We start from the raw sequence: 24,008 nt of genomic DNA, 5'->3' as shown, positions 1-24,008 counted from the left end.
CAGGACGGCGTCAGCGAGTTCCACGGCCATCTCGGCCTGCTCCGCGACCCTGGCGTGGATGCCGCGGGCGTCGTGTTCCCATCCCCCGGTGTCCACCAGGGTGAAGTTGCGTCCGTTCCAGTTCGCGGAGTACATCACGCGGTCGCGGGTTACGCCGGGAGTATCCTCCACGACCGCTTCGCGGCGGCCCAGGATACGGTTCACCAGGGTGGACTTGCCCACGTTCGGACGTCCGATAATGGCCAGGACGGGGTCCAGCTTGAGGGGACCTTCGAGGTCCTCGTCCCCGTACTCGCCGCTCAGCAGGGCGGCGTCGTCCTCGTCCAGCTCGTAGTCCTCCAGGCCGGCCCGGAGGGAGGCGGCGCGGAGCTCGGCCTCGTCGTCCCCAATCGCCGCCAGGCGCTCTGCAACCTGGTCGGTGCCGGTGGGGGTGTATTCGTCGTCGGCGCCGGAGTGCCCGGAAGCCTGGGTGGTGTCGCTCATTGCACTGTCCTTAGTGGTCATCTGCCGGCGTCCCCGGCTACTGCTGTCAAGTCTTTGTGGTCAGCGAAGGGCAGGGTCTGCCCGCTGAGTTGGATGGTGTCCTGGACGTGCCCTGCCAGCGCTGCACGGATGTCCTGCGCGGCCCTGTCCATTGAAGCACGGCCGGTTTCCCCGGCCCTGCGGGCCAGGGTCAGGGCTGACCCGAAGCTGACGTGGAAGCGCCGACCGGGCCGTGGGACGAAGTCCAGGTGCTCATCGCCCTGGCGGGTGCCCAGGATGGCTACCGGCACCACGGGGGCTCCGGAATTCAGCGCCAGCCAGGCCACGCCCCCGTTGATGTCCGCGGCTGCGCCGCTCCCCCGGGTCCCTTCCGGAAGAATCCCTACGCAGCGCCCGGCGTCGAGCACGTCCTTGCAGCGCTGCAGCGCTGCTCGGTCACCGCGGCGGTCCACGGGCAGCTGCCCGGACGCGGTGAGCACGCGGCCCAGGAAACCTTTGAACATCTCCTGCTTCACCAGGATGTGCATCGGACGCGGCGCGGCGCCAAACATCACCGGCCCGTCAAGGAAGCTGATGTGGTTGCCTGCGAAGATCACCGGTCCGCCGGTGGGGACATTGGTCCTGCCGGTCACGGTGGTCCGGTAGACCAGGTGGTCAAGGATCCAGCCCACCGGCCTGCTCCATGCCGTGGTCAGCCCGGACGGCAGGCCGGGCCCGGCGTCAGTCACGGTTCAGGACCTTGGTGACGATGACGAGGGCGGCATCCACGGTCTGTTCGAAGTCGAGGTCCGAGGAGTCCAGCGTCACCACCCCGGAAGCGGCTTGCGTGAAGTTCACCACGGTGGAGTCCTTGGCATCGCGGTGCGTGACCTGGGCTGCCAGTTGCTCGGCGTTCTGAGTACCGCCCAGCTGGATGCCCCGCCGGCGCAGGCGGGCTTCCTCGCTGGCGGTGAGGAGCATGCGCACCTCGGCCCCGGGCGCGACGACGGTGGTGATGTCCCTGCCTTCCACCACCATCCGGCGGTGGTGCTTTTCGATCAGGTCCCGCTGCCGCCGGATCAGTTCGGTCCGGGCGCCCAGGGTGGTGGCGACGGCACTGACGGCGGAGGAGATGGCCGGCTCACGGATGGCGTCCGTGACGTCCACGCCGCCCACCCGGACATATTCCTCCATGGGACTGGTGCTCAGTTCCAGGACGAAGTCCCTGGATGCCTGTTCCACCGCCGCGCCGTCCTCAAGGTCGATGCCTTCGGTCACGCAGTACCAGGTCAGGGCACGGTACATGGCGCCGGTGTCCAGGTAGGCCAGCCGGAGCCTGCGCGCAACTTCCTTGCTCACGCTGGATTTTCCGGAGCCTGAAGGCCCATCGATGGCAACCACCAGCGGCCGGCCGATGCGCAGGGCGCGCATGGATTCGAGGAGTTCCTGTGTCATTACTGAAGTACCCGCCATCCGCGGTCGTTGAGAGCTTCGATCAAGTGGTCGTGCTTGTTCGGCAACACGGAGATTTCCACCATACCCACGTTTTGGCCTGACGAGTGGTCAAGCCGCATGTCCTCCAGGTTGACGCCGATCTCCCCGATCTCGGTGAGCAGCCGGGCGATCTGGCCAGGCTTGTCATCCACCAGGACGGTAAGCCATGCATAAGCCTGCGGCGGACCACCGTGTTTCCCGGGGATCCGCGCCTGGCCGGCGTTGCCCTCGCTGATCAGCTGCGCGAGGTCCAGCCGGGCCCCGGGTGCGGTGGGGTTCTCCAGGGTTCCAATCAACCGGTTCAGGTCGTCCCGGACACCGTAGAGGATCTCCACCACCTTGTCCGCGTTGCCGCCGAGGATCTGGACCCACAGGGTGGGGTCGCTGGCCGCGATCCTGGTGACGTCACGCAGTCCGTTGCCTGCCAGGGACAACGCGTGCAGAGGAGTTCCCTGCAGCCGGCTGGCCAGCAGTGAGGACATCACCTGGGGCAGGTGCGAGACCAGTGCCACGGCTTCGTCGTGTTCGTCCGCCGTGAACTGCGAGACGACGGCCCCCAGGTCCGAGGCGAGCGAGCGGGCCACCTGCAGGGCGCCACCGGACGTTTCCTCGGAGGGGCAGAGCACCCAGGGCATGGACGTGAAGAGCTCACCGCGCGCCGCTACGGGGCCGGACTTTTCGCGGCCCGCCATGGGGTGGGTCCCCACGTAGCGGGAAAGGTCGACGCCCGATTCCCGCAGCCGGGCCAGGATGCCCGCCTTCACGCTGGCGATGTCGATGACCACAGCGTCCGGGTAGTTGGACAGCGCGGCAAGGACGACGTCGGCCGTGACGTCCGGCGGGGCGGCCACCACCACCAGCTGCGGCGCTGCATCGCCCAGTTCCGGCAGCGGGCGGCCGGCACCGATGTCCACGGCCACCGCCTGGTTGGTGGGCGACGGGTCCGAGAGGAACACGGGTACGCCGCGCCCCCGCAGGCCCAGCCCAATGCTGGTGCCCAGCAGCCCGGTGCCGATGACCACCACCGGGCCATCCAGGTGGCCGCGGCCCTGGCTTTTGAACGCGGACATGCCTCAGAGCCCTACGGATGCCAGCAGGTGGCCGACTTCCTGCTTGCCCAGGTTGCGGATGCTGCCCTGGCGCTGGTCGCCGAGCCCGATGGGGCCCACCTTGACGCGGACCAGCCGCTGGACCGGGAAGCCAACGGCGTCGAAGAGGCGCCGGACAATGCGGTTCTTGCCGGAGTGGAGTACAACCTCGATCAGCACATGGCCCGGGGTTGAGTCCACCAGGCGGAAGGAGTCAACGGAAGCGAAGCCGTCCTCCAGCTCGACGCCGGCCTTCAACTGGGCGCCAACGCCCTGCGGGAACGGTCCGCGCACCTGCACCAGGTAGGTCTTGGGAACCTCGTAGGAGGGGTGAGTGAGCCGGTTGGCGAGTTCGCCGTCGTTGGTCAGCAGCAGCAGGCCTTCGGTGGCGACGTCGAGCCGGCCAACGTGGAAGAGGCGTTCGCCGGTGTTCTTGTTGTTCTTCAGGAAGTCGCTGATGCAGGGCCGGCCCTCGGGGTCCTCCATGGTGGACACCACGCCCTTGGGCTTGTTGAAGACCATGTAGACCAGGTTTTCGTCCAGCTGGATCCGCAGGCCGTCAACGTGGATTACGGCAGTCTTGGGGTCTACGCGGACACCGAGTTCGGTGACTACCTGGCCGTCAACTTCGACACGGCCCTCGGCGATCATCTCTTCGCAGACGCGCCGGGAGGCGACTCCTGCGGAGGCCATCACCTTCTGGAGGCGCACGCCGTCGGCATCGTGGAGTTCGGACTGGGGAACGTTGCCCCGGGGACCCTTCTTCCGTGCAGGCTTGCGGACCGGCCCCAGGTTCTGGCCAAAGCGTTCGCTGCCGAAAGCACGGGAAGCGGCTGCTCCGGGAGCGCCCGTTCGCGGCTTGGGCTTGAGCGCACCGGGGGTTCCGGGGGCTTTCCCGGCACCGGGCTTGCGGGCCGCGGGCTTGCGCGACGACGGCTTGGCACCCCTGGCGGGCTCGGCTCCGCGTCCCTGCTGGTCCCCCGCGAGGTCGGGGTCGATGAAGCGCTCTTCGCGCGGCTTGGGCGCGCGGTGCGGGCGGTCCCCGCCGAATCCGGAGGATCGCTTGCCTGCTCCGCCGCGGGAGCCCCCGCTGAAGCTGCCGCCCTGTGCCGGGTTGCGCTGTGAACTGTTGCGTTCGTTCCCGCCGCGTCCCGAACCGTTACGTGGTGAACCCTGGCGTCCCGCCTGTGTCATGACCCGTCCTTCAAATGTGTATTGGCCGGCTGAGATGTCCAAGGACAACCTTAGCCAGCCGCGCAGACTTCGTCTGCCCTGATAAATAACCGTGCTGGATGGACTGTTGCGGGCAGGGGTGTCCTGCCTACATCGTCCCGGCGTCGTAGAACTCTGCGATCCCGTCGAGCCCCGGAAGGTGCGGCGACAGTTGGGGCAGGTCCTCCACTGAACTGATTCCCATCCGTTCGAGGAAATACGAGGTAGTCCGGTAGAGGATTGCGCCGGACTCGGGATCTGTTCCCGCGTCCTCGATCAGCCCGCGCTGGGCCAGCGTCCGTACGACAGAGTCAACATTGACCCCGCGAATTGCAGACACGCGCGCCCGGGAAACGGGCTGGCGGTACGCGATGACCGCCAGTGTTTCCAACGCCGCCTGGGTGAGCCTGGCAGTCTGCCCCTCAAGCACGTACTTGCCCACAATGTCGGCAAATTCCGTGCGGGAGTAGATGCGCCAGCCACCGGCGATGTTCCGCAATTCAAAACCCCGGGGACTGGAACCGATACCAGCGCTGCTGGCACTCTCCACCTCCGGGGCTTTAACAGTATAGCCGTTATAATCGCGCTGCAGTTCTGCCAGCAGAGAGCGGACCGAGTCCACCGTTAGCCCCACCCCTGCCGCCAGCTCCTCCTCCGTGGCCGGTTCGTCCAAAACCATGAGGACGGCTTCCAGGGCAGCCTTGGCGCCGCCGGGAAGGTCGGCGAAGGCGGGGCCGTGGCCGGCGTCGTCCTGCCACCGCGTCTGCTGCGGCTGCGTATCCTCCTGCGGGTTCACAGTTGCTCCTCGAATTCTTCGCTTAGGTTTTCCGCCGACCAGTCCCGGCGGTCGGCCGTCCAGTGGATGGCAAGGTCCGCCAGCGGGGAGAGCTGGTCGAACGAGACAGCCCGGTCCCGGAACAACTCCAGCAGGGCCAGGAACCGGGCCACCACCACCAGGGTGGACTCGGCGTCGGCAATCAGGGAACGGAATGTCAGGGGTGACTCCTGCTGGAGCCTGAGGCCCAGCACTTCGGCCTGCTCCTTGACGCTGACATTGCCGCCGTGCAGGTGGCCGAGGGCAACCTGTGGTGGCTGCGCCGGCGCCTTGGGCCGAAGCGCGGCTTCTGCCAGTGCAGCGAACTGCCGGGGCGTATGTTTCCAGACGAGCTCGGGGAGCATGGCTGCGAAATGTTCCTCGAGTGCCACCTGCCGTGGAAAGCGGCGGCCTTCCTGGTGCAGGGTTTCGCCCATGATGCCTGCCACCTGCTTGAAGGCCTTGTACTGGAGCAGCCGGGCAAACAGGAGGTCCCGCGCTTCCAGCAGGGCGATGTCCTCGTCGTCCTCGACTTCTCCGGCCGGGAGGAGCCGTGCTGCCTTGAGGTCAAGCAGGGTGGCGGCAATCACCAGGAACTCGCTGGCCTCGTCCAGGGCCCATTCTTCACCGAGCTCCTGCAGCTTGCGGATGTACTTGATGAACTCATCGGTGACCGTGGCGATGGCAACTTCGGTGATGTCCAGCTGGTGCTTGGCGATCAGTCCCAGGAGGAGGTCGAACGGACCCGTGAAGTTGGCCAGCCGCACCTCGAAGCCGGGTTTGGTCTCGGCCACGGCGTGCTTAGGGTGCGCCGCCGCGGGAGATCAGCTCCTTGGCCAGCCGGCGGTAGGCGTCAGCACCCACGTGGTTTCCGGCGTAGCTGGTGATGGGCTCCGCAGCCACGGTGGCATCCGCGAACTTGATGGAGCGCTTGATGACGGTTTCAAAGACTTTGTCACCGAACGCCTCCACCAGCCGGGTGATCACTTCGCGGCTGTGCAGCGTGCGTGCGTCGTACATGGTGGCCAGCACGCCGTCCACCTGCAGCCGCGGGTTCAGCCTGTCCTGGACCTTGTCGATGGTCTCAACGAGGAGGGCCACGGCGCGGAGCGCGAAGAACTCGCAAATGAGCGGGATGATGACGCCGTGGGCCGCGGTGAGGGCGTTGACGGTCAGGAGGCCCAGGGACGGCTGGCAGTCGATGAGGACGACGTCGTAGTCGTCTTCGACCTTCTTCAGCGCACGGTCCAGGACCTGTTCGCGCGCCACCTCGTTCACCAGCTGCACTTCCGCCGCGGAGAGGTCGATGTTGGCCGGCAGCAGGTCGACGTTCTCGACACCGGTCTGGTGGATGGCGTCGCGGATGTCCACCTTGCGGTCCATCAGGACGTTGTACACGGTGAGGTCGAGTTCGTGCGGGTTGACGCCCAGGCCCGCCGACAGCGCACCCTGGGGGTCGAAGTCCACCAGCAGGACACGCCGGCCGTATTCGGCGAGTGCCGCGGCCAGGTTGATGGTGGAGGTGGTCTTCCCGACGCCGCCCTTCTGGTTGACCATGGCGATGACGCGGGCCGGACCGTGGGAGGACAGCGGCGCGGGTTCCGGGAACTCGCGGTATGGGCGACCCGTGGGGCCCATCACCGCGTTTTCCAGGTCGAATTCCGTGCCCTCCAGAGTTGCTGAACCCTGTTCGCTGCTCACGTATCTGTCCACACTTTCGATGACGGTGATTTCCTGCCGCTGGCTGACCAGCGCCGTTCGTTCTGCTCCCTAGGTTACAGCGCCCGACACGGTATTCGACGGAACTTGACTTTCCGCGAATGTTGAGCCTTGACCCTCTAGCTGAGGTCGAAGGTTGCACTGCAGGGCAACGAAAAACCGCCCCCGCAGCAGGGCTGCAGGGGCGGTTTCACGTCTCTTATGGGACAGAGGCTAGGCCTTGGCGGCCTCGCGGGCGCCTTCTTCCTTCGGTGCCATCTCGCCGTGGCCGGCGATCATGGTCTGCTCGTCGAAGGGGACTTCGCCGGAGAGGACGCGGGCAACCTGGCCGCCGTCGATCTCCTTGACCCAGGTGCCCACCAGGACCGTGGCCACTGCGTTGCCGGTGAAGTTGGTCAGGGCGCGGGCCTCGGACATGAAGCGGTCGATTCCCACGATCATGCCCACGCCGCCCAGCAGCTCGGGACGGTGTGCCTGCAGGCCTGCTGCGAGGGTGGCCAGGCCGGCGCCGGTGACGCCGGCGGCACCCTTGGAGGCGATGATCATGAAGACCAGCAGGGAGATCTGGGCGCCGAGGTCCAGCGGGGTTCCCATGGCGTTGGCAACGAAGAGGGACGCCATGGTCAGGTAGATGGCGGTTCCGTCCAGGTTGAAGGAGTAGCCCGTGGGAACGGTGACGCCCACGACGGGCTTGGAGACGCCGAGGTGTTCCATCTTGGCGATCAGGCGGGGCAGCGCCGCTTCGGAGGAGGAGGTGGAGAAGATGATGAGGTACTCGCGGGCCAGGTACTTCATCAGCTTGAAGATGTTCACTCCGGCAACGACCTGGAGGAGGCCGCCCAGGATGACCACGATGAACAGTGCGCAGGTGATGTAGAAGGCGATCATCAGCGTGAACATGCTCACGATGGCCTGGACGCCGGTTGCGCCGACGACGGCGGCGATGGCACCGAAGGCACCAATCGGAGCCAGCCACATGATCATGATGAGGATGCGGAAAACGAGGCCCTGGGCGTGGCCGATGGCCTTGAGGATGGGGGTCCCCTGCGTGCCCATCTTCTGCAGGGCGAAGCCCACCAGGATGGCGGCCAGCAGGGTGGGCAGGACGGGGATGTCACCCGGGATGATGCCCATCAGGAAGTCCACGGTGCTGTCAGTGGCGGCCTTCTTGTTGGGGTCGTAGGGCGTCAGCTTCAGGCCTTCGCCGGGGTGGATCAGGTTGCCCACCACGAGGCCGATGGCCAGCGCGAAGGTGGACATGATGATGAAGTAGCCCAGTGCGAGGCCGCCCACCTTGCCGACGGTGGCTGCCTTGGCAATGGATCCGATGCCCAGGACAATCGTGCAGAAGATGACCGGGGCAATCATCATCTTGATGAGCTTGACGAACCCGTCTCCCAGGGGCTTGAGGGACTTGCCCACCTCCGGGAAGAGCAGGCCGACAACCGCGCCGAGGACGACGGCGGCGATAACGGCAATGTAAAGGTAGTGGGACTTGTCCAGTCCCTTGCGCCGCGGCGTCGCGGTCTCGAGCGACTCTCCTCGTTGAGAAGCCATGATGTGTCTCCTTGTGGATATTCTGATAGACGCTGCGGCGCAGTCTCTGGGCTCAACACGTCCGTGCAATGTGATATCCATCATTGGGCACCCCGTGATCCAGCTCACCGTTGCGTTCATATTGGTCGCGGCACCCCCGGGGTTCTGAAGGAGGCAGGCATGATCCACCGCTGGAGTATCGCCCGCCGGCTCTTCCTGGCGAACCTGCTGATCGTCGTATCCTTCATCGCCATTGTGGGGACTGCGGCCTACGTGGACGCCCGGGACCGTACGTATGACGAGGCGGGGCGCCGCATGGAAGGAGTGGCTGCCTCCATCGCCGCCAATCCCCTGGTGCTCCAGGCCGCCGCCACGCCGGACCCGTCCGCCCTGCTGCAGCCTTACGCCAAGGACGTCACCAGCGCCGCCCACATCGACTTCATCACCATCATGGCTCCTGACCGGACCCGCTGGACACACCCGCGGGACGAGGAACTGGGCCACCCGTACATCGGCTCCATCGACGCTGCATTGCAGGGCCGGGCCTTCACCGAAGTCACCGCCGGCACCCTGGGCCCCTCGGTCCGGACCATCGTTCCGGTCAAGGACGCCCAAGGGACCGTGAAGGCGCTGGTGGCGGCGGGTGTCACCGTCCGCAGCGTCGACGTGGCCTTCACCGGCCGCCTGCCGGTCCTGCTGGCCGTCGGCATCGCCCTGCTGGTGGGCGGATCCCTGGCGTCGTGGCTGCTGGGCAGGTATCTGCGGCGAGTGACGCGCGGCTGGGGGCCCGAACAGCTGGCGCAGTTGTTCACCTACTACGAATCAGTGCTGCACTCGGTGCGCGAAGGGCTGATCCTCATCGATGCCAAGAAGCGCGTGGTGATGTACAACGACCAGGCTGCCGAACTGCTGGGCCTCGCCGAAACGGGCAGCAACGATCCCACGCGGCCCCCATCCCTGGCAGACCTCCCCCTGGACAGCGAGCTGCGCAGCCTGTTCGATTCGGGGCGCACCACCAAGGACGAGATGGTGCTGACCGGTTCCCGCGTGCTGGTGGTCAACCAGGGCCCGGCCAGGGGGCCCGAGTCCCCTGGGGCGCGGGGGAAGGTCCCCGTGTATGGAACAGTGGCCACGCTCCGGGACCGGACGGAAATCGAGGCACTGGGCAACGAGCTGCAGACCATGCGGACCCTTTCGGATGCGCTGCGGGCCCAGACCCATGAACACGCCAACCGGCTCCACACCATGGTCTCGCTCCTGGAGCTTGGCCGGACGGGCGAAGCCCTCGATTTCGCCACCCAGGACCTGGCCCTGAGCCAGCAGCTGACGGACGACATGGTGAGCTCGATTGATGAACCGGTGGTGGGAGCCCTGGTCATGGGCAAGGTGGCCGAGGCCCACGAGCGCGGCGTCCAGCTGGATGTTTCCACCCTCGGCTCGGGCGCCGCACCCGGGGTGGCCGTCCAGGACCTGGTGACGATCCTGGGCAACCTGCTGGACAACGCGATTGATGCTGCTGCCGACGCCCCTCCCCCGCGGCGGGTGGTGCTGACGCTGGAGGCGGACGAGGAAGGACTGGACATCGCCGTCAACGATTCCGGGGCGGCCATCGACCCCGCGGATTCGGAAAAGATCTTCCGGCACGGGTTCAGCACCAAGCCCGCCGGGATGGGGGGCCGGGGCATTGGACTGGCGCTGGTCCGGCAGGCCGTGCAGCGTTTGGGCGGTACGCTGGCCATTAATGGCCGGCGCGGCGCCAAGTTCGAAGTATTCCTGCCTGCGGCGGTCTCCGCGGATAAGGAGCACAGACAGTGAGCAACATCCGGGTCCTCGTCGTCGAAGACGAGGCCATCGCTTCCGCGGCCCATGCCGCGTACGTGGGGCGGCTGGAAGGGTTTGAGCTCGCGGGGACTGCACCCGATGGCCAGTCCGCCCTGCGGCTCCTCAATGAATTCGTGGCGGCGGGAGAGCCGGTGGAACTTGTCCTGCTGGATATGAACCTGCCCGACCTGCACGGCCTGGACATCGCCCGGCGGATGCGCTCCGCCGGGATCCTCGCGGATATCATCGCCATCACCGCCGTGCGCGAGCTGGCAATCGTCCGCAGCGCCGTCGCCATCGGCGTGGTCCAGTACCTGATCAAGCCCTTCACGTTCGCCACCTTCTCGGACAAGCTGGAAAACTACCGCCAGTTCCGGCAGCAGCTGGCGGGTTCCAACGGCGGTCCCGGCAAGGGAGGTGCCTCGCAAAGCGAGGTGGACCAGGCTTTTGCGAGCCTCCGTGCGCCGTCCGAACTTCCCCTTCCCAAAGGCCTGTCCACCTCGACCCTCGGCTCGGTCCAGGAGTTCCTGCGCGGCCAGCCCGAAGCAGTGTCCGCCACCGAGGTCATGGATGCCCTGGGTATGTCCCGGGTAACCGCGCGGCGCTATCTGGAATACCTTGCCGACGCGGGCACCGTTTCCCGGACCGCGCGCTACGGCACCCCGGGAAGGCCGGAGAACGAGTACCGCTGGAACGCGCGCTGACGCGCCGAGGCTAAACATGCGGGGGTCCACGTGCGAAGGTTCGACGCCCCGCCCTGACCGTCAGCGGGCTTCCGCCCCGCCCACCCGGAGGGTGCCGATCAACTGGTCGATGACCCCGGGATCCTCGATGGTTGAGGGTACGGTGTACTCCTCGCCGTCTGCGATCTGGCGCATGGTCTTGCGGAGGATTTTCCCGGACCGGGTCTTGGGCAGCGCGTCCACCACCGTCACATGCTTGAAGTCCGCAACCGCACCAATGTCCCGCCGGACCAGGGCCACCAGGTCCTTGGCCAGGACGTCTTCGGGGATGTCGACGCCGGATTTGAGCACCACGTAGCCGCTGGGGCGCTGGCCCTTGAGGGGGTCGGCGAGGCCGATCACGGCACACTCGGCAACCGCCGGATGCTGGCCGATCACCTGTTCCATGGCGCCGGTGGACAGCCGGTGTCCGGCAACATTGATGATGTCGTCGGTGCGGCCCATGACGAACAGGTACCCGTCCTCGTCGCGGTAGCCGGAATCGCCCGTGGCGTAGCAGCCCTCGAAGGCCTGCAGGTAGGACGAGATGAAGCGTTCATCGTTTCTCCACAGGGTGGTGAGGGTGCCCGGCGGCAACGGCAGCTCCAGGACGATGTTGCCTTCGGTGCCGGGCTCCACTTCCCCGCCCGCGCCGTCGAGGATCCGCAGCCGGAACCCGGGCATCGGAACGCTCGGGGAGCCGGCCTTGATGGGCAATGGCTCCAGTCCACGCGGATTGGCGCAAATGGCCCAACCTGTCTCGGTCTGCCACCAGTGGTCCACCACGGGCACGCCTAAAACCCTGGATGCCCAGTGGAACGTGTCCGTGTCCAGCCGCTCGCCGGCGGCGAACAGCGTCCGCAGGCTGGAGACGTCGTAGTTCCCCAGCAGCGATGCCTCCGGATCGGCCTTGCGGATGGCCCGCAGCGCCGTGGGAGCGGTGAACAGCACGTTGACCTTGTGGTCCTGGACCACGCGCCAGAACGCCCCGGCGTCAGGAGTGCCCACCGGTTTGCCCTCGTACATCACGGTGGTGGCTCCGGCCAGCAACGGACCATAAACGATGTAGGAGTGCCCCACCACCCAGCCAACGTCGGACGCCGTCCACATCACGTCGCCGGGGCCGATGCCGTAAATGTTTTCCAGGGTCCAGCGCAGGGCGACGGCGTGCCCTCCGTTGTCCCGCACCACGCCCTTGGGCGCGCCCGTTGTTCCGGAGGTGTAGAGGATATACAGCGGGTCCGTGGCCTGCACGGCGACAGGGGCCACGGCTTCGGCCGAAGCCATGGCCGAATCCCAGTCCAGCCATCCAGCATGGTCCCCGGCCGCCGATGCGAAGCCGTCGCGCGCTTTGACCACCACGGGAATGCCGGCCGTGCCGGCCAGCCCGAGGGCCTCCGCGACGGCAGGCAGGTATTCGATGCGCCTGGCCGGTTCGATCCCGCCGGAGGCCGTGACCACGGCGGCGGGGGCGGCATCGCGGATGCGCGCGGCGAGCTCCTTGGGCGCGAAGCCGCCAAAGACCACCGAGTGGACCGCGCCCAGCCGGGCAGTGGCCAGAATGGCGATGGCGGCTTCCGGGATCATGGGCATGTAGATCACCACGCGGTCGCCCTTGCCGACGCCGTGGCGCCGCAGCACGCCGGCAAAGCGGGCCACGAGGTCCGTCAGTTCCGCGTAGGTGTAGCGCTGCTGTGTACCCAGCATCGCGGAGTCATGGATCAGGGCATCCTGCCCTCCGCGGCCCTCGGCGACGTGCCGGTCCAGCGCGTTGTAGCAGGTGTTCAGGGCGCCGTCGGGGAACCAGCTGTAAAGCGGTGCCCGGCTGGAGTCCAGGGCCCGGCCCGGCGGAGAGGTCCAGGAAATCTTCTGCGCTGCCTCCAGCCAAAAATCTTCGGGCTGTTCGAGGCTGCGCTGGTAGCTGTCCCGGTAGCTTTTGGTGACCATGAGGGGTATCCCGTCCACGACGTTGTGATGCAGCTCATGGTAGCGGGCAGAGTGCGCCCGCCACAAGGGTTATGTATACAGAAATTGGATGGAATCCGAATATTTTCCCCTTTTGCTGTAATCCGACGCCTCTTGTGTATACACTGATGCTGTCACCGAGGAAGGAGAACTGCATGCGCGCCAGCGACAAGGCCTACGCGGCCCTGCGGGACGACATCATCGAATGGCGCCTCGCTCCCGGTACTGTCCTGGCCGAGGTGGAACAGTCCGAACGCCTTGGTGTGTCGCGCACACCGCTCCGTGAAGCACTGGGCCGCCTGACGGCAGAGGGGCTGACGACGGCAGGCGGCCGCGGCGTCGTGGTCACCGACATCTCCCTCGAGGACATCGACGAACTGTTCGAACTGCGCGAAACCCTTGAGGGCAAGGCCGCCGCCCTGGCTGCCCGGCGAGGGGACGCTGCCACGTTCGAGCAGCTGCAGCGCGAACTGCTCAATGCCCCCGCGCTGATCAGCGGCGGGGACCCCGCCCTGCATGACTATTACGAACTGGTGGGCCGGCTGGACGCCGCCATCGACGCCGCCATCTCCAACTCCTACCTGGCCCAGGCCATGCGAAGCCTGCGCGTGCACCTGGTCCGGATCCGCCGGCTTGCAGCGGACGACGCCCGCCGCCTCACCGCCGCAGCGGCCGAACACGCCGCCATCGCGGAGGCCATCGCAGCCGGCAACCCGAAGCTCGCTGAGGCGGCGACGATCGTCCACCTGCACCGAAGCCTCTCCCACGTCAAAGCAACCCACGCATCCCACCCGAAGGAGCACCATGGTTAAGGAACACCACGTCCGCGTCTACAAGAGCGAAGAGAACCTGCCCCGCGAGGACCAGCTCGCCTACAAGATCGCCCAGGTCGCGGCCGATCCCGTCGCCGTCTCCGACGAAGTCACCGACATGGTCATCAACCGCGTCATCGACAACGCCTCGGTGGCCATTGCTTCCCTGAACCGCGCCCCGATCGTCGCTGCCCGGGCCCAGGCGCTCACCCATGGTCCCAGCACCGGAGGCAAGGGCTCCAAGGTCTTCGGCATCGAGGAACGGGTTGCACCGGAATGGGCTGCCTGGGCCAACGGCGTGGCCGTACGGGAACTCGACTACCACGACACCTTCCTCGCCGCCGACTACTCCCACCCCGGTGACAACATTCCCCCGATCCTCGCCGTGGCCCAACACGTTGGGTCCAGCGGGCACGACCTCATCCGCGGCATCGCCACCGGCTACGAAATCCAGGTCAACCTGGTCAAGGCCATCTGCCTGCACAAGCACAAGATCGACCACGTCGCCCACCTCGGCCCCTCCGCCGCCGCCGGCATCGGCACCCTGCTGGGCCTCGACGTCGAGACGATCTTCCAGTCGGTGGGCCAGGCGCTGCACACCACCACCGCAACCCGGCAGTCCCGCAAGGGCGAGATCTCCACCTGGAAGGCGCACGCCCCGGCGTTTGCCGGCAAAATGGCCGTCGAGTCCGCGGACCGGGCCATGCGGGGCCAGACCTCACCCGTGCCGATTTACGAGGGCGAGGACGGCGTCATCGCCTGGATGCTCGACGGCCCGGACGCCTCCTACATGGTCCCGCTCCCCACTCCGGGCGAAGCCAAGCGTGCCATCCTGGACACCTACACCAAGGAGCACTCCGCCGAGTACCAGGCGCAGGCCTGGATCGACCTGGCCCGCAAGCTCCACGGTGAGCACCCGGAGGTCACCGACCCGGCCAACGTCGAGTCCGTGCTGATCAAGACCAGCCACCACACGCACTACGTGATCGGCTCGGGCGCGAACGATCCGCAGAAGTACAGCCCCACCGCCAGCCGCGAGACCCTGGACCACTCCATCCCCTACATCTTCACGGTGGCGCTGCAGGACGGCGCCTGGCACCACGTGGACTCCTACGCCCCGGAGCGCGCCGCGCGTCCGGACACCGTGGAGCTGTGGCACAAGGTCACCACGGTGGAAGACGCGGAATGGACCCGCCGCTACCACTCCCTGGACATCGCCGAGAAGGCCTTCGGCGGTTCCGTGGAGATCACGCTCAAGGACGGCACCGTCATCACGGACCAGATCGCCGTGGCCGACGCGCACCCGCTGGGCGCCCGGCCGTTCGCCCGGGAACAGTACGTGAACAAGTTCCGCACGCTGGCCGCCGGCCTGGTGGAAGAGGCTGAAATCGAAAGGTTCCTCGCCGCCGTCGAACGCCTCCCCGAACTCGCCGCCGGCGAGCTGGACCAGCTGAACATCACCGCCGCCCCCGGCGTGATCGACCTCGCGGCGGCACCGAAGGGACTCTTCTGATGCTGTACTCAAAGACAACCCCGGAACAGAAGCGGATCCGGTTCCGGGAACTGCTGGCCTCCGGGACCATCCAGCAGTTCCCCGGCGCCTTCAACCCGCTCTCCGCCCGCCTGATCGAGGAGAAGGGCTTCGCCGGCGTCTACATCTCCGGCGCCGTCCTGGCCAACGACCTGGGCCTGCCGGACATCGGCCTGACCACGCTGACAGAGGTGGCCACCCGTGCGGGCCAGATTGCCCGCATGACGGACCTTCCCTCGATCGTCGACGCCGACACCGGGTTCGGTGAACCGATGAACGTGGCCCGCACCGTGCAGGAACTGGAAAACGCCGGCCTGGCCGGCTGCCACATCGAAGACCAGTTCAACCCCAAGCGCTGCGGCCACCTGGACGGCAAGAACGTGGTGGACCTGGATACTGCCACCAAGCGGATCCGGGCCGCCGCCGACGCCCGCCGGGACCCGAACTTCCTCATCATGGCCCGTACCGACATCCGGGCCACCGATGGACTGGAGGCGGCGCAGCAGCGAGCCAAGGCCCTGGTTGAAGCCGGCGCGGATGCAATCTTCCCCGAGGCCATGAAGGACCTGAGCGAGTTCAAGGCCATCCGGGACGCGGTGGACGTGCCGATCCTGGCCAACATGACCGAGTTCGGCAAGAGCGCGCTCTTCACCGTGGATGAACTGGCGGGCGTGGGCGTCAACATGGTCATCTACCCGGTAACGCTGCTCCGTAGTGCCATGGGCGCTGCTGAGCGTACTCTGGAATCGATCAAATCCGACGGCACCCAGGAGGCACAGGTTCCAAACATGCTGACCCGTGCCCGGCTCTACGACCTCGTTGACTATGAGGCCTACAACCACTTTGACACCGGGGTGTTCAACTTCCGGATCCCCGGAGTCTGACACCCCACCGGACTGCCGGCCCCGGCCGGTCAACAGGCGTTAGGAACAAAGGAGTTTCAGCATGGCTGAAAATGAGATCAAAAAGGGCCTCGCCGGCGTCGTGGTGGATTACACCGCGGTTTCGAAGGTCAACCCGGACACCAACTCGCTGCTCTACCGCGGCTACCCGGTCCAGGAGCTGGCCGCCCGCTGCAGCTTCGAGGAAGTGGCCTACCTGCTGTGGAACGGCGAACTGCCCACAAAAGAGCAGCTCGCGGAGTTCACCGCGCGGGAACGTGCCGGACGTGCCCTTGACCCCGTGGTCAAGCAGGTCATCGACGCCTTGCCGGTGACCTCGCACCCGATGGATGTCTGCCGGACCGCGGCCTCGGTGATGGGTGCCCGGCACCCGCAGGCGGAGGACTCGTCGCGGGAGGCCAACATGGCCAAAGCGGTGGACCTGTTCGCCGCCATGCCCGCAGTGGTGGCCTACGACCAGCGCCGCCGCCACGGCCAGGAGCTCGTGGAGCCGCGCGATGACCTGGGCTATTCGGCGAACTTCCTGTGGATGGCCTTCGGCGAGGAACAGGTGCCCGAGGTGGTGGATGCCTTCAACGTCTCGATGATCCTCTACGCCGAGCACTCCTTCAACGCGTCCACGTTCACCGCACGCGTCATCACCTCGACGCTCTCGGACCTGCACTCAGCGGTAACCGGAGCCATCGGGGCCCTGAAGGGTCCGCTGCACGGCGGGGCGAACGAAGCCGTAATGCATACCTTCGACGAGATCGGCATCCGGCAGGAGGAGTCCCTCGAGGAGGCTGCGGCGCGGGCGAAGGCCTGGATGGAGGATGCCCTGGCCCAGAAGAAGAAGGTCATGGGCTTCGGCCACCGCGTCTACAAGCACGGCGACTCCCGGGTCCCCACCATGAAGGCCGCCCTGGACAAAATGATTGCCCACTACGGCCGCCCCGAACTGCTGGGGCTGTACAACGGCCTGGAAACGGCGATGGACGAAGCCAAGGCCATCAAGCCGAACCTTGACTACCCGGCGGGGCCCACCTACCACCTGATGGGCTTCGACACCCCCACGTTCACCCCCCTGTTCGTGGCCAGCCGGATCACCGGCTGGACCGCGCACATCATGGAGCAGTTGGACGCCAACTCGCTGATCCGCCCGTTGAGCGAGTACAACGGGGTGGAGGAACGGCACCTGGCCTAGGGTTTGGTTGGAACGTCCGACGGCGGGCGGGCACTGCGGTGCCTGGCCCGCCGTCGGCTTTTAACAACCTGGAGTTTGCCGCGTCAGCCCAGGAGGCTGCGGGATGACGCGACGGTCTCGTTGTCAGTGTGCATGGTGACCACTACGTTCACCCTGCGGCCCTCCAGCACCACGGGCAGCCAGTGGTCCGCGTCCTGCCACATGCGGTCCACCGGGAGGGTGTCCACCGGGAACCACTCGGGCAGGATCTCGTCGCTGGGTTCCGGTTCGCCCTCCCAGGTACGGGCGGTGAACAGCGTGGTCTTCATGTTCCATTCCGGGCGGGCGGGAAAAAGGAAGTGGACCGATCCGGCATCCGCCAAGTCCTCCGCCTGCAGCACCACCCCGGTCTCTTCAAGGACTTCCCTGATCACGGCCTCCGCGTCGGTCTCCCCCGGCTCAACGTGGCCGCCGATGCCTACGATCTTGCCTTTGCCGAACCCGGTTTGCTTGAGTCCCAGGAGGACTTCGGCCCCGTCTTCCCCGTCACGGAGAAGGAAGCATAGGGTCACAGCGGCTGCGGTCATTGCTCCAGCTTAACGTGGCGCCGGCCCCGTACAGCGGTGCGGTGCCGCGCTCCGGTGCCCGTTGCTACAGTGAGCCCCATGAACACGGAAGGCGGGGAACAGTCCACGCCCGCTCCGGGAGTCCGGCCTCCGGGACGCAGCACCGTCCGGTTGCCTGGCTGGCTGGTAAAGAGTCCGCTGTATGCCGGATGGCTGTGGACCGGAGCGTGGGCGTTGCTGATCCTCGCCGACGAATACCTGGACCTGGCCGGCTGGGCCTGGTACGCGTGCGTGGGGATGGCCGCACTGCCCACCCTGGGCTGCACGGTGGCCGTCCTGCATGCCACTCCACGCACATACCTGCGGCCCGCGGGAGAGTCCGTGCTGGCACACTTCTTCGTGCGGTTCCTGGCGTTGACGGCCGCTTTCCTGGTCTGGGGCATCTCGGTGGTGGCCAGCGCCTCGGTTTCAACCACGGTCCAGGCGCTTGCAGGTGAATCGGAGCGGGCAGTCACCTCGCTCGGCCTGAATCTCCTCGTGGCCGCCGTGCCGTTGGTTGTGTCTGTGCTGTGGATGGCCCTGATCGTGCGTTGCGCCTGGTTCCTTGCCCGCCTCCGCGGCTGGCACCAGGCGCCTGGGAATTCGCGCGTCCCGGCAAGGTTCCTGCGACGTTCCCCGGAACTCCGGAGGGTGGTCATTGGCCTCGCCCACCCGGGCCTGCTCCTGGTGGCCGGGCTCGGCACTACTCTCCTGGCCCTGGTCCTCAGCGGACTGGAACTGACGCTCAACGTGATGGAATGATCCCCCGCCCGCCCGCCCGCGGGCTAGCCCAGTGCCCGCGGGTGTGCCGCGGCGTAGATCTCGCGGAGTGTATCCGCAGTGACCAGTGTGTACACCTGGGTGGTGGTCACCGACGCATGGCCAAGCAGCTCCTGCACCACACGGACGTCGGCGCCGCCTTCGAGCAGGTGGGTGGCGAATGAATGCCGAAGCGTGTGCGGCGAAACATCGCGGGTGATGTTGGCCTTCTCCGCCGCCGCCTTCAGGATGGTCCAGGCACTCTGGCGGCTGATCCGCCCGCCGCGGGCATTAAGGAACAGCGCGGGCGTGCCCTTTCCCTTGGCGGCCAGCAGCGGGCGCCCGCGGACCAGGTAGGCATCGAGCGCCCGGGCCCCGTAGGAGCCCAGCGGCACCAGGCGTTCCTTCGATCCCTTGCCGAACAGGCGGACGATCGCGGGCCCCGCTCCCGGTTCGGCAAGGGAGATATCGTCAACGTCCAGTCCCACCGCTTCGCTGATCCTGGCCCCCGTGGAATAGAGGAATTCGAGCAGGGCGCGGTCCCTCAGCCCGGTGGCGGTATCGGTTCCGGCCGCTTCGAGGATGCGGGTCACCTCATCGACGCTGATGGCTTTGGGGAGCCGCTTGCCGGCCATCGGCGGGTGTACCTCGCTGGCCGGATCCGCCGTTGTGTGGCCCTCCAGGGCCCAGAACTTGTGCAGCCCCCGGACAGCCACCGCGGTCCTGGCGGCGGACCGCACCCCAAGGGTGGACCCGCCGTCGGAACCGTCCGAAAGGGCGCGGACGTAGCCGGTGACGTGGTGCCGGGTGATGTCGCCTGGACGTGTGCAGCCTGCGGCGGCGAGGTAGCGGGCGTAGCGGGCGAGGTCCCGCCGGTAGGCTGCCAGCGTGTTCGCGGCAAGCCCCCGCTCCACGCCAACATGCTGGAGGTAATCGGTGATTCCGCGTTCGATCGCGGCCGGTATTCCGGGCGGGGCAGCACCGGCCAAGGCGGCACCGTTTGCAGCGCCGGGGTTCGGAGCCTGTTCGACCTCCGGAGCCGCTTCAGCCGAGGGACCCGGAACCATCAGCGCTGGCTGGGGTGTGCGGGCCAAGGGGCGTCGGCGGGACGAAGCCCTTCATAGTTGCCGGCCCGGGCCGCAGCAGCGGCAAGGATCCCGACGACGGCGGACGGGTTGTGCAGGCGGCCTGCCAGGACAGAAGCCACGGCATCGTCCAGGCTGATCCAGTGGAACTCGATCTCCGCTTCCTCGTCCGTCCGCTCGTGGCGCTCGTGGTGCGGCACCTCGGTGAGGTCACGGGCCAGATAGATCCGGATGGCTTCGCTCGAGGATCCGGGGGAATTGAAGACATCGGCCAGGACGTTCCATGTTCCGGCCGCCAGGTCCGCTTCCTCAGCGAGTTCCCGCGCCGCCCCCACCACGAAGTCTTCGCCTTCGACGTCCAGCAGTCCCGCGGGGACTTCCCAAAGGTCCATGCCGACGGGATGCCGGTACTGCTTCAGCAGCAGGATCTGACCTTCGCCGTTCATGGGCAGGACGGCGACAGCACCCGGGTGGTCGATGTAGTCACGGGTCAGGGCGTCCCCGGACTCGGAGAGCTGGAAGGTGTCACTGACGACGTCCCAGATCCGGCCCTGGTAGACCTTCTCCGTAGACAAAAGACGGCGCGGGCTTGGTGCATCCGAAACCTGTTTTGCAGGGGTGGCTTCAGGTGTACCAGGCATCGCGCCGTCCTTTTTGTTCTATTGACTACTTAGCGGTAACGCTACCCGATGCTGCAGGCTCCCCTGCCGCGGCAGCGTCCGTGTCGGCGGCACCCTGGTGGTTCGCGTTCTGGTGATCCAGGGCCGCCTTGACCAGTCCGGTGAACAGCGGGTGCGGGCGGGTGGGCCGCGAACTCAGTTCGGGGTGCGCCTGCGTCGCCACGTAGTACGGGTGGACGTCGGCCGGCAGCTCAACGAATTCGACGAGCCTGCCGTCCGGGGAGGTGCCGGAGAAGACCAGGCCCTTCTCGGCAATCTGCTGGCGGTACTTGTTGTTGACCTCGTAGCGGTGCCGGTGGCGTTCGCTGACCGTGGTCTTGCCGTAGGTACCGGCGATGACCGAGCCCTCGTCCAGCTTGGCTTCGTAGAGGCCAAGGCGCATGGTGCCGCCCAGGTCGCCACCGCCTTCCACGAACTCCAGCTGCTCCTCCATGGTGGCGATGACCGGGTACTTGGAATCCGGCTCGAACTCGCTGGAGGAAGCACCTTCCATGCCCACCACGTTGCGGGCGTACTCGATGACCATGCACTGCAGGCCAAGGCACAGGCCCAGCACAGGCAGCTTGGTCTCGCGGGCGAACTTGAGGGCGCCCAGCTTGCCTTCGAGGCCACGGATACCGAAACCGCCCGGCACGCAGATGGCGTCCACGCCGTCGAGCGCCTTGATGGCACCCTCACGGGTCTCGCACTCGTCCGAAGGGACCCAACGGATCTTGACCTTGGCCTCATTGGCGAAGCCGCCGGCACGCAGGGCTTCAGTCACCGAGAGGTAGGCGTCCGGAAGGTCGATGTACTTGCCCACCAGGGCGATTTCGACCTGGTGCTTGGGGTTGTGGACGGCCTCCAGGAGGCGGTCCCAGCTGGTCCAGTCCACGTCCTTGAACGGCAGGTCCAGGGCACGGACGATGTAGGAGTCCAGGCCCTGGGCGTGCAGGGTCTTGGGGATGTCGTAGATGCTGGGGGCGTCCGGGCAGCCGATGACGGCTTCGAGGTCGACGTCGCACATGCGGCCGATCTTGGCGCGCATGGCTTCGGGGATCTCGCGGTCGGAGCGGATGACGATGGCTTCGGGCTGGATACCGATGGAGCGCAGGGCCGCCACCGAGTGCTGGGTGGGCTTGGTCTTCAGTTCCTGCGACGGTCCGATGTACGGGACCAGTGACACGTGCACGAAGAAGACGTTGCCGCGTCCCACGTCCTGGCGGACCTGTCGGGCCGATTCGAGGAACGGCTGGGACTCGATGTCGCCAACGGTGCCGCCGATTTCGGTGATGATGACGTCGGGGGCGTTCTTGCCTTCAGCAGGCAGCCGCATGCGGCGCTTGATCTCGTCCGTGATGTGCGGGATGACCTGGACGGTGTCGCCGAGGTATTCGCCACGCCGTTCCTTGGCGATCACGGTGGAGTAGACCTGGCCGGTGGTCACGTTCGCGGAACCTTCAAGGTTCTCATCGAGGAAGCGCTCGTAGTGCCCGATGTCCAGGTCCGTTTCGGCGCCATCGTCAGTGACGAAGACCTCACCGTGCTGGAAGGGGTTCATCGTGCCCGGATCCACATTCAGGTAGGGATCGAGCTTCTGCATCGTGACGGACAGGCCGCGTGCCCGGAGCAGGTGACCGAGGCTGGAGGCCGTCAGTCCCTTACCGAGTGAGGACGCCACACCGCCGGTGACGAAGATGTGCTTGGTCATCTTGGAGGAGCCCGGGAACCGGGAATTTACACGGGAATTTGATCGCTGCACCACGGAATTCGAGCCTATCATCAATTGAGCCTTCCACGGATCGGGCCGAACCTGCACCCAAGCGTTCCAGTCTGCTGGGATGGGGCCGCTGAATCAAGAGGCCTCCATCCGGATAGTCGACGGCCAACCGGCCCGCTCCCCCCGCTTTTTGCCGCGTCAGGCCCGCTGTGGCAGGAGTTTGGCGTCGTCCAGCAGTTCCTGGGCGTGGGCCTGGGCGGACTCGGAGTCTTCCTGCCCGGCCAGCATGCGGGCGAGTTCACGCACCCGTTCCGGCCCGTCAAGGAGGCGGACGTCACTGGAGGTGAAGCCGGTGGCGGTGCCGCCGTCGGCTCCCCTGACGGACGTTTTGGTCACGGTGATGTGCTGGTCGGCAAAGGCGGCCACCTGGGGAAGGTGCGTGACCACCAGCACCTGGACGTGGCGTGCCAGCATGGCCAGCCGGCGGCCGATCTCGACGGCGGCGCGTCCGCCCACACCGGCGTCGACCTCGTCGAACACAAACGTGGGGACGGGGTCGACGGCGGCGAGCACCACCTCGATGGCAAGCATCACCCGGGACAGTTCACCACCGGAGGCGCCTTTGCCCAGGGGCCGGGCCGGGGCTCCGGAGTGCGGCTGCAGCAGGAAGGTGATCTCGTCCGCGCCGTGGGGGCCCAGCTGCCCGGAGGGCTCAAGATTGATCACCAGGGTGGCGTCGGCCATGGCCAGGGCCTTCAGCTCGGCACTGACCCGGGCAGAGAGGTCCTTGGCGGCCTTGGCCCGGATCTTGCTGATGGCTGCCGACTGCTTGGTGAGTTCTGCTTCGGCGCGGACCACCTCCGCGTCCAGGGCTTCGATGCGGGAGGAGTCGTCCTGCAGCTCGTCGTACCGGACGCGGGCCTTTTCGGCCCACTCCAGCAGTTCGTCGATGGTTGGGGCGTATTTGCGGACCAGCTTGGCCAGGGCTGCCCGCCGGTCCTCAATCTCGGCGAGCCGTTCCGGGCCCTCCGAGTCCAGGCCGGCCTGGTAGCTGGCCAGTTCGGTGGCGATGTCGTTGAGCAGGAAGCCCACTTCCGCCAGCCGCGCCGCGGCGGAACCGAGTTCGGCGTCGTGCTCGGCCACATGTTCCAGGGTACGTTTGGCGGAATCCACCAGGGTGGTGGCGTCACCGGTCTCGCCGAAGTCCTCGGCGATGAGGGCCTGGTGTGCCGTGCTGGCGGCAATCCGCAGTTCCTCAACGTTGGCGAGCTTGACGGCCTCGGCCTTCAGGAGCTCGTCCTCCCCCGGCTGCGGATCCACCTCGTCGATTTCGGCCAGGGCGGCCTCCAGGGATTCGGCTTCGCGGAGCCTGTCCCGTGCGGCGCTCCGCAGGCTGTCCAGTTCTGCCTGGCTGGCCTTCCACCTGCTGTACAGCTCCTGGTACGCGGACAGCGGGCCGGCCAGGCTGTCCCCGGCGAACTTGTCCAGGGCTTCCCGCTGGGCCGTGGCGCTCTTGAGCCTGATCTGGTCCGACTGGCCGTGCACCACCACCAGCGATTCGCCGATCTCGGCCAGGACGCCCACCGGCGCAGCCCGCCCACCGAGGAACGCACGGCTGCGGCCGTCCGCACCCAGGCGGCGCGCCAGGATGAGCTCGGCGCCGCCGTCGAACTCCTCGGCTTCGGCACCGGCATCAAGCGCACGGGCGATGGCCGGATGTCCGGCGTCGAGCTTGAGCACCGCTTCCGCGGTGGCACTTTTTGCGCCGCTCCGGACGGCGCCGGCATCGGAACGCGCCCCCAGGAGCAGTCCGACGGCGGTGACCACCATGGTCTTGCCCGCACCGGTTTCGCCGGTCACCACGCTCAGTCCAGGGCCGAGCGGAAGCGTTGCGTCGGTGATGACGCCGAGGTCGCGGATTCTCAGTTCTTCAAGCATGG

General features: G+C 67.0%; 21 protein-coding genes and 1 pseudogene. 7 read left to right on the top strand and 15 right to left on the bottom strand.

Translation table 11 applies throughout. The annotated features are described in order from the left end of the window. From LDO22_RS21740 to LDO22_RS21700, 9 genes and pseudogenes are all read right to left on the bottom strand, one after another. Positions 1-483 (bottom strand): annotated as a pseudogene (locus tag LDO22_RS21740) (GTPase); the annotation flags it as partial. Between the two features lie 17 nt (positions 484-500). Beyond that, positions 501-1,154: a lysophospholipid acyltransferase family protein gene (locus LDO22_RS21735; protein WP_159635576.1), complete on the bottom strand. Its 654-nt coding sequence runs from the start codon at positions 1,152-1,154 to the stop codon at positions 501-503. A 49-nt stretch (positions 1,155-1,203) separates the two neighbouring features. Continuing rightward, the gene (cmk, locus tag LDO22_RS21730) at positions 1,204-1,917 is read right to left on the bottom strand and encodes a (d)CMP kinase (protein ID WP_159632267.1); all 714 of its coding nucleotides are present in this window, start codon (positions 1,915-1,917) and stop codon (positions 1,204-1,206) included. After that, complete coding sequence (locus LDO22_RS21725) at positions 1,917-3,026, bottom strand: prephenate dehydrogenase (RefSeq protein ID WP_224025652.1); 1,110 nt, start codon at positions 3,024-3,026, stop codon at positions 1,917-1,919. The genes cmk and LDO22_RS21725 overlap by 1 nt, the downstream gene beginning before the upstream one ends. 3 nt (positions 3,027-3,029) lie before the next feature. Continuing rightward, positions 3,030-4,238 (bottom strand): pseudouridine synthase, encoded by a 1,209-nt coding sequence (locus LDO22_RS21720; RefSeq protein WP_159632269.1) that lies wholly within the window; start codon positions 4,236-4,238, stop codon positions 3,030-3,032. Positions 4,239-4,365: 127 nt separating this feature from the next. Beyond that, entirely contained in the window at positions 4,366-5,052 is a 687-nt protein-coding gene (locus tag LDO22_RS21715; RefSeq protein WP_224025651.1) for an SMC-Scp complex subunit ScpB, read from the bottom strand. Continuing rightward, entirely contained in the window at positions 5,049-5,864 is an 816-nt protein-coding gene (locus LDO22_RS21710; protein ID WP_159632271.1) for a ScpA family protein, read from the bottom strand. The genes LDO22_RS21715 and LDO22_RS21710 overlap by 4 nt, the downstream gene beginning before the upstream one ends. A 7-nt stretch (positions 5,865-5,871) precedes the next feature. Further along, positions 5,872-6,771, bottom strand: coding sequence for an AAA family ATPase (locus LDO22_RS21705; protein ID WP_079597205.1), 900 nt, complete (start codon positions 6,769-6,771; stop codon positions 5,872-5,874). Positions 6,772-7,002: 231 nt separating this feature from the next. Next, complete coding sequence (locus tag LDO22_RS21700) at positions 7,003-8,346, bottom strand: cation:dicarboxylase symporter family transporter (protein ID WP_159632272.1); 1,344 nt, start codon at positions 8,344-8,346, stop codon at positions 7,003-7,005. Positions 8,347-8,505: 159 nt separating this feature from the next. On the opposite strand from LDO22_RS21700, the gene LDO22_RS21695 reads away from it, so the two are divergent. Continuing rightward, on the top strand, positions 8,506-10,140 hold the full coding sequence (locus tag LDO22_RS21695) for a sensor histidine kinase (RefSeq protein WP_224025650.1): 1,635 nt from the start codon (positions 8,506-8,508) through the stop codon (positions 10,138-10,140). Next, on the top strand, positions 10,137-10,850 hold the full coding sequence (locus tag LDO22_RS21690; RefSeq protein ID WP_159632274.1) for a response regulator: 714 nt from the start codon (positions 10,137-10,139) through the stop codon (positions 10,848-10,850). The genes LDO22_RS21695 and LDO22_RS21690 overlap by 4 nt, the downstream gene beginning before the upstream one ends. A gap of 60 nt (positions 10,851-10,910) precedes the next feature. Here LDO22_RS21690 and LDO22_RS21685 read toward each other — a convergent pair whose 3' ends face one another. Further along, positions 10,911-12,815, bottom strand: coding sequence for a propionyl-CoA synthetase (locus LDO22_RS21685; RefSeq protein WP_224027123.1), 1,905 nt, complete (start codon positions 12,813-12,815; stop codon positions 10,911-10,913). Positions 12,816-12,988: 173 nt separating this feature from the next. Here LDO22_RS21685 and LDO22_RS21680 point away from each other — a divergent pair, with 173 nt between their 5' ends. The 4 genes from LDO22_RS21680 to LDO22_RS21665 all read left to right on the top strand — a co-directional run bounded on the left by LDO22_RS21680 (position 12,989) and on the right by LDO22_RS21665 (position 17,261). Further along, a complete protein-coding gene (locus tag LDO22_RS21680; RefSeq protein ID WP_159632276.1) occupies positions 12,989-13,645 on the top strand; it encodes a GntR family transcriptional regulator in 657 nt (218 codons plus the stop codon). Further along, a complete protein-coding gene (locus LDO22_RS21675) occupies positions 13,638-15,158 on the top strand; it encodes an MmgE/PrpD family protein (RefSeq protein WP_224025649.1) in 1,521 nt (506 codons plus the stop codon). Before LDO22_RS21680 ends, LDO22_RS21675 begins: the two co-directional genes overlap by 8 nt. Next, positions 15,158-16,060 (top strand): methylisocitrate lyase, encoded by a 903-nt coding sequence (gene prpB / locus LDO22_RS21670; protein ID WP_159632278.1) that lies wholly within the window; start codon positions 15,158-15,160, stop codon positions 16,058-16,060. The genes LDO22_RS21675 and prpB overlap by 1 nt, the downstream gene beginning before the upstream one ends. A gap of 61 nt (positions 16,061-16,121) precedes the next feature. Beyond that, a complete protein-coding gene (locus tag LDO22_RS21665) occupies positions 16,122-17,261 on the top strand; it encodes a bifunctional 2-methylcitrate synthase/citrate synthase (RefSeq protein WP_224025648.1) in 1,140 nt (379 codons plus the stop codon). 83 nt (positions 17,262-17,344) lie between these two features. On the opposite strand, the gene LDO22_RS21660 is transcribed toward LDO22_RS21665, so the two are convergent. After that, on the bottom strand, positions 17,345-17,827 hold the full coding sequence (locus LDO22_RS21660) for an NUDIX domain-containing protein (RefSeq protein ID WP_224025647.1): 483 nt from the start codon (positions 17,825-17,827) through the stop codon (positions 17,345-17,347). Between the two features lie 78 nt (positions 17,828-17,905). On the opposite strand from LDO22_RS21660, the gene LDO22_RS21655 reads away from it, so the two are divergent. Next, entirely contained in the window at positions 17,906-18,607 is a 702-nt protein-coding gene (locus LDO22_RS21655) for a hypothetical protein (RefSeq protein ID WP_224025646.1), read from the top strand. Between the two features lie 23 nt (positions 18,608-18,630). Here the strand turns inward: LDO22_RS21655 and xerD are convergent, their stop codons facing one another. The 4 genes from xerD to recN form a co-directional block, all read right to left on the bottom strand. Beyond that, positions 18,631-19,671 carry a site-specific tyrosine recombinase XerD gene (gene xerD / locus LDO22_RS21650; RefSeq protein ID WP_224025645.1) on the bottom strand — a complete coding sequence of 347 codons (1,041 nt, stop codon included), beginning with the start codon at positions 19,669-19,671 and terminating at the stop codon, positions 18,631-18,633. Beyond that, a complete protein-coding gene (locus LDO22_RS21645; protein ID WP_159632281.1) occupies positions 19,671-20,330 on the bottom strand; it encodes an NUDIX hydrolase in 660 nt (219 codons plus the stop codon). Before LDO22_RS21645 ends, xerD begins: the two co-directional genes overlap by 1 nt. Before the next feature lie 25 nt (positions 20,331-20,355). Next, positions 20,356-22,131, bottom strand: coding sequence for a CTP synthase (locus LDO22_RS21640; RefSeq protein WP_275182028.1), 1,776 nt, complete (start codon positions 22,129-22,131; stop codon positions 20,356-20,358). Between the two features lie 135 nt (positions 22,132-22,266). Next, positions 22,267-24,006, bottom strand: coding sequence for a DNA repair protein RecN (gene recN, locus LDO22_RS21635; protein WP_224025644.1), 1,740 nt, complete (start codon positions 24,004-24,006; stop codon positions 22,267-22,269). Positions 24,007-24,008 lie beyond the last annotated feature (2 nt).

Source organism: Arthrobacter sp. NicSoilC5 (genome assembly GCF_019977395.1).
In the GTDB taxonomy this organism is placed as follows: Bacteria; Actinomycetota; Actinomycetes; order Actinomycetales; family Micrococcaceae; genus Arthrobacter.
Note: the sequence above shows the minus strand (reverse complement) of the source record. Positions and strands in the feature narration are given on the sequence as shown.

Coding starts and splice junctions, on each gene's coding strand:
- cmk (WP_159632267.1), bottom strand. CDS start 1,917: ATGACACAGGAACTCCTCGAATCCATGCGCGCCCTGCGCATCGGCCGG.
- LDO22_RS21725 (WP_224025652.1), bottom strand. CDS start 3,026: ATGTCCGCGTTCAAAAGCCAGGGCCGCGGCCACCTGGATGGCCCGGTG.
- LDO22_RS21720 (WP_159632269.1), bottom strand. CDS start 4,238: ATGACACAGGCGGGACGCCAGGGTTCACCACGTAACGGTTCGGGACGC.
- LDO22_RS21700 (WP_159632272.1), bottom strand. CDS start 8,346: ATGGCTTCTCAACGAGGAGAGTCGCTCGAGACCGCGACGCCGCGGCGC.
- LDO22_RS21695 (WP_224025650.1), top strand. CDS start 8,506: ATGATCCACCGCTGGAGTATCGCCCGCCGGCTCTTCCTGGCGAACCTG.
- LDO22_RS21685 (WP_224027123.1), bottom strand. CDS start 12,815: ATGGTCACCAAAAGCTACCGGGACAGCTACCAGCGCAGCCTCGAACAG.
- LDO22_RS21680 (WP_159632276.1), top strand. CDS start 12,989: ATGCGCGCCAGCGACAAGGCCTACGCGGCCCTGCGGGACGACATCATC.
- LDO22_RS21675 (WP_224025649.1), top strand. CDS start 13,638: ATGGTTAAGGAACACCACGTCCGCGTCTACAAGAGCGAAGAGAACCTG.
- prpB (WP_159632278.1), top strand. CDS start 15,158: ATGCTGTACTCAAAGACAACCCCGGAACAGAAGCGGATCCGGTTCCGG.
- LDO22_RS21665 (WP_224025648.1), top strand. CDS start 16,122: ATGGCTGAAAATGAGATCAAAAAGGGCCTCGCCGGCGTCGTGGTGGAT.
- LDO22_RS21660 (WP_224025647.1), bottom strand. CDS start 17,827: ATGACCGCAGCCGCTGTGACCCTATGCTTCCTTCTCCGTGACGGGGAA.
- LDO22_RS21655 (WP_224025646.1), top strand. CDS start 17,906: ATGAACACGGAAGGCGGGGAACAGTCCACGCCCGCTCCGGGAGTCCGG.
- xerD (WP_224025645.1), bottom strand. CDS start 19,671: ATGGTTCCGGGTCCCTCGGCTGAAGCGGCTCCGGAGGTCGAACAGGCT.
- LDO22_RS21645 (WP_159632281.1), bottom strand. CDS start 20,330: ATGCCTGGTACACCTGAAGCCACCCCTGCAAAACAGGTTTCGGATGCA.
- LDO22_RS21640 (WP_275182028.1), bottom strand. CDS start 22,131: ATGATAGGCTCGAATTCCGTGGTGCAGCGATCAAATTCCCGTGTAAAT.
- recN (WP_224025644.1), bottom strand. CDS start 24,006: ATGCTTGAAGAACTGAGAATCCGCGACCTCGGCGTCATCACCGACGCA.